This window comes from Algibacter sp., assembly GCF_039977455.1.
In the GTDB taxonomy this organism is placed as follows: domain Bacteria; phylum Bacteroidota; class Bacteroidia; order Flavobacteriales; family Flavobacteriaceae; genus Algibacter_B.
This window is the reverse complement of the sequence record NZ_JBDWDG010000016.1, coordinates 443,816-450,262: the sequence shown is the minus strand read 5'-3', so window position 1 is coordinate 450,262 and position 6,447 is coordinate 443,816. Positions and strand designations below refer to the sequence as shown.

Sequence of the window (6,447 nt, the reverse complement as noted above, 5' to 3'; positions counted from 1 at the left end):
AAGCACACTCACCATGTCTTCAAAAGTAGCTCCACTTTTACCAGTTAGAATAATGTAAGCCAAAATACGTGCTGCTACAGGAGCTATTTGCTCTCTGTTTTCTAAATGCACTCCTAGTTTTTCAACCAAAGCCATTTTTTCTTTGCAGATATTATCTTTCATTTTTAATTGTTTTTTCCTGTTTTCTGAAAACAAATAAATCATTCTCAGTAAAACGATAAACAAAATTACAAGTTAGTTCGGAACAAACCGAACTAAACGAAGTTAATTTATTGTTAAATAAAAAAGCCGACTGTTAACAGTCGGCTTTTTTTATATATTTTCTTGTTGTTTATAGCACAGATTTAAACTGCTCTAAGAAGCGTACATCATTTTCACTTAACAAGCGAATATCGCTAATTTGATTTAGTAACATGGCAATTCTGTCTATTCCCATACCAAATGCAAAACCAGAATATTCTTTAGAGTCGATACCACAGTTTTCTAAAACATTCGGATCTACCATACCACAACCCATAATTTCTAACCAACCTGTTCCTTTGGTAATTTTATAATCGGTTTCTGTTTCTAGTCCCCAATACACATCTACCTCTGCACTAGGCTCTGTAAATGGAAAGTAAGACGGACGTAAACGTATCTTGGATTTACCAAACATTTCTGTTGTAAAGTATTGTAGTGTTTGCTTTAGGTCTGCAAAACTTACATCTTTATCTATATATAATCCTTCAACTTGGTGAAAGAAACAGTGTGAACGTGCCGAAATAGCTTCATTACGATATACTCTACCAGGAGAAATGGTTCTAATAGGTGGTTTATTGTTTTCCATATAACGTACTTGTACCGAACTGGTGTGCGTACGTAATAAAATATCTGGATCTGTTTGAATAAAAAAAGTATCCTGCATATCTCTTGCCGGATGATATTCTGGCAAGTTTAATGCTGTAAAGTTATGCCAATCGTCTTCTATTTCTGGACCTTCACTTACATTAAAACCAATGCGTGAAAAGATATCGATAATTTGATTTTTTACAATTGAAATAGGGTGCCTTGCTCCTATTTGAATGGGCTCGCCTGGACGCGATAAATCGCCATAAACACCTTTTACTTCTTCTTTGCTTTCTAGCTCTTCTTTAAGAGCATTAACCTTATCTTCGGCTGTTTTTTTAAGCTTATTTATAGTTTGACCAAATTCTTTCTTCTGGTCGTTTGCTACATTTTTAAACTCAGCAAAAAAGTCGTTTAGTAATCCTTTTTTACCTAAATATTTTATACGAAATGCTTCTACCTCGTCTTTTGATTGTGCCTTAAAAGCTTCGGCTTCTGCTATGAGTTGGTTTATCTTATCTATCATGACCTATTACAAAATGATGGCAAATTTACTATTTTTTACGTGAATTGCGTTAGGGATTGAACGGTTTGTTTGAGCTCCTCGCAGAGAGCGAGTAGTGAAAGCCCGACCCTTGCGGTAACGCCTTACTTCTCGATAGAATTTTTAAAGGAATAAAAATCACTCGAAGTAACCCAATTTAATTAATATATTCCGTTTCCATAAAGTAGTTTACTATAGCCTCTTTCATTAAAACGCTTTGCTCGCCGGCTTTTAAATGCGGTAATTCTGCCAACGTTTTATAATGCGGCCAACCATCATTATCGACAAAATCGAGTTCATAATACCCATAAGGCACAAGTAATTTGCATATAGCAATATGCATGAGGTCTAGTTTTTGGTCTTTTTTAAAGTCACGTTCTAATTGCCCAAGTTCTTGCACACCTATTAAATAAATAATCGCATCAAGATCTAGGGTGTCCCCATCGGCAAATTGATTGGATAGTTTTTTTACCACCAATTCCCAGCGTTCTTTTAATTGTTCGTCTCTAGCCATAATAATTTGAAAGTGGCAAAGTTAATAAACCTAAGTGTTAGTATTATTTTATATTTGTTTTAAATTACTTTAAATATGAGTGTTATTGATATTGTTTTAGGTGCATTAATTTTATTTGGTCTTGTTCGTGGTTTTATGAAAGGACTTTTTGTTGAAGTAGCCTCATTAATTGCATTAGTAGCCGGTGTTTATGGCGCTATACATTTTAGCAACTTTGCTGCCGATTTTTTGCAAACCAAAACAGTATGGGAGGAAAAAACCATTAATATTGTTGCCTTTGCTATAACCTTTGTTATTATAGTTTTAGCAATTGGACTAGCTGGAAAAGCACTAACTAAACTCGCTGACTTTGCTGCCTTAGGAATAATTAACAAATTGGCTGGCGGCATTTTTGGAGCCTTGAAAATAGCTTTAATTTTAAGTGTTCTTTTGAATGTTTTTGATAAAATGAATAATACCATAACATTTATAGATGAAGAAAACATAGATAGCACCGTGCTTTACAATCCAGTAAAAAGCTTGGTACCATTAATCTTCCCGAATATTTTGACTCCTAATGAAGACTTGAAGGAAGATAACACCTTAGAACATGAAGCATAAAAAAAGCCACTTTTTAAAGTAGCTTTTATATTAAACCTATTTGATTAATCTAGATGATAGATTTCCATAATATCATGTAAATACTTTTCGAAATCTATTTTTAAATCGATGAGTTTACCGGTATGAATATCGAAAACCCAACCGTGTACTTGTAAATCTCTATCTCTATAAGCTTTTTGAACTGCAGCTGTTTTAATAAGGTTAACACACTGTTCTTTAACGTTAAGCTCAACTAGTCTTTCATATTTTTTTTCTTGATCTGTAATAGCATTTAATTCTAACTTATGAATTCTATACACATCGCGAATATTACGTAACCAGCCATTAAGCACGCCTAAATCTGCAGATTGCATTGCTGCTTTTACACCACCGCAGCCGTAATGACCGCAAACTACCACATGGTTTACTTTTAAATGAGACACCGCATATTCCACCACACTCATGGCATTTAAATCTATTCCAGAAACCATATTTGCTATGTTTCTATGCACAAAGGCTTCACCCGGACCAAGCCCCATTAAATCTTCGGCAGTTACACGGCTATCACTACAACCAATATATAATAACTCTGGGGTTTGACCTTTTCCTAAGTCCTCAAAATAGCTTTCGGAAGTTGCCAATTGCTTTTTAATCCACGCTTCGTTGTTTTTAAAAACTTTTTTTAAATTCATTAAATTTCGTCTTTAACGTTTTGTTTTATCCAAGTCATACATTCCTTAAAAGTACTAAATATATGTTCTTTTGGTACCATATCTGGGATAATATCGATGCGTTCCATCATATACTTTGGCTGCTTTAATAAACCAACAAATAATACTTTCATATTATTTTTATTTAACTCCTGAAGCATGTCTTCCATAGCATACAATCCAGACTGATCCATATACTGCATACGCCCTAACCTTAAAACAACCGTTTTTGCAGTGTTTGGAATTTGTTGCGTTAGCACCTGAAAATCACTAGTTGAACCAAAAAACAACGGTCCTTTTAGATGTTTAATAAAAACTTCTTCTTTTAAATTTGAAGGAAATCCTATTTCATCATCCCAAGCTTCTTCCTTAAGCGCTTTGACATCTGAACGTTCTGCAGTTAAATCTCCAATTTTTTTCATAAACATTAAAGATGCAATAACTAGTCCTATGCCTACTGCGTAAACTAGATTCCAGAATGTAGATAGTAATAAAACAACGATCATTATTAACACTTCCGAACTCATTTTTAATGGTCCTATTTTCATATCCTTAGGCAAAGCAGGAATAGCCTTTAATCCCTTATAATCCATAACACCTATACCTACAGTAATTAATATTCCTGCTAATACAGCAGCAGGAATTTGGGACGCTACAGGCCCTAGACCTAAAAGGATAATTAATAACATAATACCAGCTATCATTCCAGATAACTTTGTTTTTCCACCAGAGGTAATATTAACAACCGTTCTAATTGTCGCACCTGCGCCCGGAAGCCCACCAAATACGGCAGCTATACTATTACCAATACCCTGACCTACAAGCTCTTTATTAGGCTTGTGTTTGGTTTTGGTCATATTATCTGCCACCACACTAGTAAGTAAGGAGTCTATAGCACCTAATAACGCTAAAGTTAAAGCAGTAAAAATATAAGGCGTAATATTAGCTAAACTAAAACTTGTAAATATTTCTAAATTAGGAACAGGCAATCCACTAGGAATTTCTTCAATAGGCCTGTAATTTAAACCAAAACCAACAGCAATACCCGACATGACAATTAAAGCTACAAGAGTACTTGGCACGGCTTTGGTAATTCGTTTAAAACCATAAATAATGAATATCGTTCCTAAGGCCAAAATCAACTCAAGCCAATTAATACTTTGTAGTGCTCTTGGAATTGCTTTTACAGCACCTAAAGCTCCTGAAGTTTCTTTTGCTGCTAAGGTTTGAGATTCTTTTAAAATAGCTTCTTGCGAAATTTCGTTTGCTCGACTAACGGTTTCTTTAAAATTTTCAAGAACCAAAATACCCTCACCAGCTTCTTCTTTTAAAATATTTTCTAAAATCACTTCTTGTGCTTGCGGCTTAAAAGTATTAACAAACTCCATGTCTTCTTTAGGATAATAACCTAACGAAGGCAATATTTGAGTTAATAGAATAATAACGCCAATAGCCGTCATAAATCCTGAAACTACAGGATAAGGAATGTATCTTATATATTTTCCTAAACCTAAAACACCTAAACCAACTTGCATTAAGCCAGCAATTAAAAATACCGTTAAAATAACTGGTAACGCTTTTGTTACATCGCCATCATTAGTTGCTATAATACCAGAAATAACAACCATACTCACCGCCGTCATTGGTGCAGTAGGCCCAGAAATTTGAGTACTCGTACCTCCAAAAAGTGCTGCAAAGAAACTTATAAAAATGGCGCCGTATAGTCCAGCTGTTGGACCTAAACCAGAGGAAACCCCAAAAGCTAATGCCAACGGCAACGCAACAATACCTGCTGTGATTCCGCCAAAAGCATCTCCCTTAATATTAGAAAATAAATCTTTCATATTTAGTTTTTAGTTTTTAGTTCAGCTAACTAAGTTAACTCTTCTTTAGACAAAAAAAAAATCAACACCTTAGGTATTGATTTTTTTTTAATTCCCTTTTTAAAAGTTAACAAAGGTTATAATATTCAATTGATCTCTACCTGTCGTTTCAAAAAACTGGTTCATATACCCAGCTTCAATCCGTATGTTTTTATTGAGGTTATACCCTAAGCCTCCATAAACCCGATTTCTATCAAAAACGGACGATTTTGTATTTAAAAATATCTCATTATAAGCAGAAAAGTATAATTTACTTGGGTTATCTGCTTTAGCACAAAATGGAATGTTTATTCCTAAAAAATACCTGAACCTCATTTTAAAATCATCCTCTACAAAACGTTGCTCAAAACGATATCTGTGATTTAATTTTACACTCCCAACACTTTGTTTGGATGTAAATTGCTGAAAAATCCGATGTTCGTTAACAGAGATTTTCTCATCGGTATCATTAATATAGTTTTCAGATAAAATATAACCATAACCTAACAAAACATTGTTTTTATTGTCGTTAAAGGTATACCCTAAACCTGTACGTAAAAGTAGTTGTTCTAAATCACCAACAGCATTATAGTTTCTATACTGTACTTCGTTATGGATGTTCCATTTCGAATTTATTTTTTTATTACCGATATAAATTAGCCAATTTCCAAAATCGCTTTCCTGTGCATTAATAAATTTAGGTAGTACCAACAAAGCTGCTAGTACTACTAAATTTATATTCTTTTTAAGATTTTTAACTATCATAAATGGTTTTTAATAAAAATTTACTGCTCCTGTATTTATATCATACATAGCGCCTACAATTTTTATTTCTCCTTGTTTTTCCATTTCCGATAATACTGGACTCTCAGCATGTATTCTATCTATAGTTAATTCCACGTTCTTTTTAGAAACGTTATCAACAAAATCTAAATTTTTAGAATTCCTTAAACTAACATCAGCAGGTTCTGAAACCGCTGTTACTGCAGGCTTTATTTTACTTAACATAGCCGTTAAATTCCCTAATTTAGCATCATCACAAGCACCTTTAACCGCACCACAACTTGTATGACCTAATACAACAATTACTTTTGTTCCTGCTAGTTTACATGCAAATTCCATGCTTCCTAAAATATCTTCATTTACAAAATTACCTGCAATACGAACACTAAATACATCACCTAATCCTTGATCGAAAACTAATTCTGCTGAAACTCTAGAATCAATACAACTTAAAATGGTTGCAAAAGGAAATTGCCCTTCGCTAGTATCATTAACTTGTTCTAAAAGATTTCTATTAGCTTTTAAATTATTTTGAAACCTTTGATTCCCTTCTTTTAAGAATTGAATTGCTTTTCCTGGCGTCATTGTAGACTGCGTTTCTTTAGTATGTGCTTTCATAATATATTATTT

7 protein-coding genes and 1 pseudogene are annotated in these 6,447 nt (G+C 33.6%); 1 reads left to right on the top strand and 7 read right to left on the bottom strand.

Translation table 11 applies throughout. From position 1 onward, the window contains the following. From ABJM36_RS07915 to ABJM36_RS07905, 3 genes and pseudogenes are all read right to left on the bottom strand, one after another. Positions 1–162: pseudogene (locus ABJM36_RS07915) on the bottom strand (transcriptional regulator); the annotation flags it as partial. Between the two features lie 169 nt (positions 163–331). Further along, positions 332–1,351, bottom strand: a complete 1,020-nt coding sequence (gene pheS, locus ABJM36_RS07910; protein ID WP_348450908.1) for a phenylalanine--tRNA ligase subunit alpha — start codon at positions 1,349–1,351, stop codon at positions 332–334. Between the two features lie 175 nt (positions 1,352–1,526). After that, a complete protein-coding gene (locus ABJM36_RS07905) occupies positions 1,527–1,883 on the bottom strand; it encodes a hypothetical protein (RefSeq protein ID WP_348450907.1) in 357 nt (118 codons plus the stop codon). A gap of 75 nt (positions 1,884–1,958) precedes the next feature. Between ABJM36_RS07905 and ABJM36_RS07900 the strand changes: the two genes are divergently transcribed. Further along, on the top strand, positions 1,959–2,483 hold the full coding sequence (locus ABJM36_RS07900; protein ID WP_348450906.1) for a CvpA family protein: 525 nt from the start codon (positions 1,959–1,961) through the stop codon (positions 2,481–2,483). A gap of 44 nt (positions 2,484–2,527) precedes the next feature. Here ABJM36_RS07900 and ABJM36_RS07895 read toward each other — a convergent pair whose 3' ends face one another. From ABJM36_RS07895 to ABJM36_RS07880, 4 genes are all read right to left on the bottom strand, one after another. Beyond that, a complete protein-coding gene (locus tag ABJM36_RS07895; protein WP_348450905.1) occupies positions 2,528–3,154 on the bottom strand; it encodes a carbonic anhydrase in 627 nt (208 codons plus the stop codon). Next, the gene (locus ABJM36_RS07890; protein ID WP_348450904.1) at positions 3,154–5,016 is read right to left on the bottom strand and encodes a SulP family inorganic anion transporter; all 1,863 of its coding nucleotides are present in this window, start codon (positions 5,014–5,016) and stop codon (positions 3,154–3,156) included. The genes ABJM36_RS07895 and ABJM36_RS07890 overlap by 1 nt, the downstream gene beginning before the upstream one ends. A gap of 99 nt (positions 5,017–5,115) precedes the next feature. Beyond that, on the bottom strand, positions 5,116–5,799 hold the full coding sequence (locus tag ABJM36_RS07885) for a DUF2490 domain-containing protein (RefSeq protein WP_348450903.1): 684 nt from the start codon (positions 5,797–5,799) through the stop codon (positions 5,116–5,118). Between the two features lie 9 nt (positions 5,800–5,808). Next, on the bottom strand, positions 5,809–6,435 hold the full coding sequence (locus ABJM36_RS07880) for a carbonic anhydrase family protein (RefSeq protein WP_348450902.1): 627 nt from the start codon (positions 6,433–6,435) through the stop codon (positions 5,809–5,811). Between the last annotated feature and the right edge of the window lie 12 nt (positions 6,436–6,447).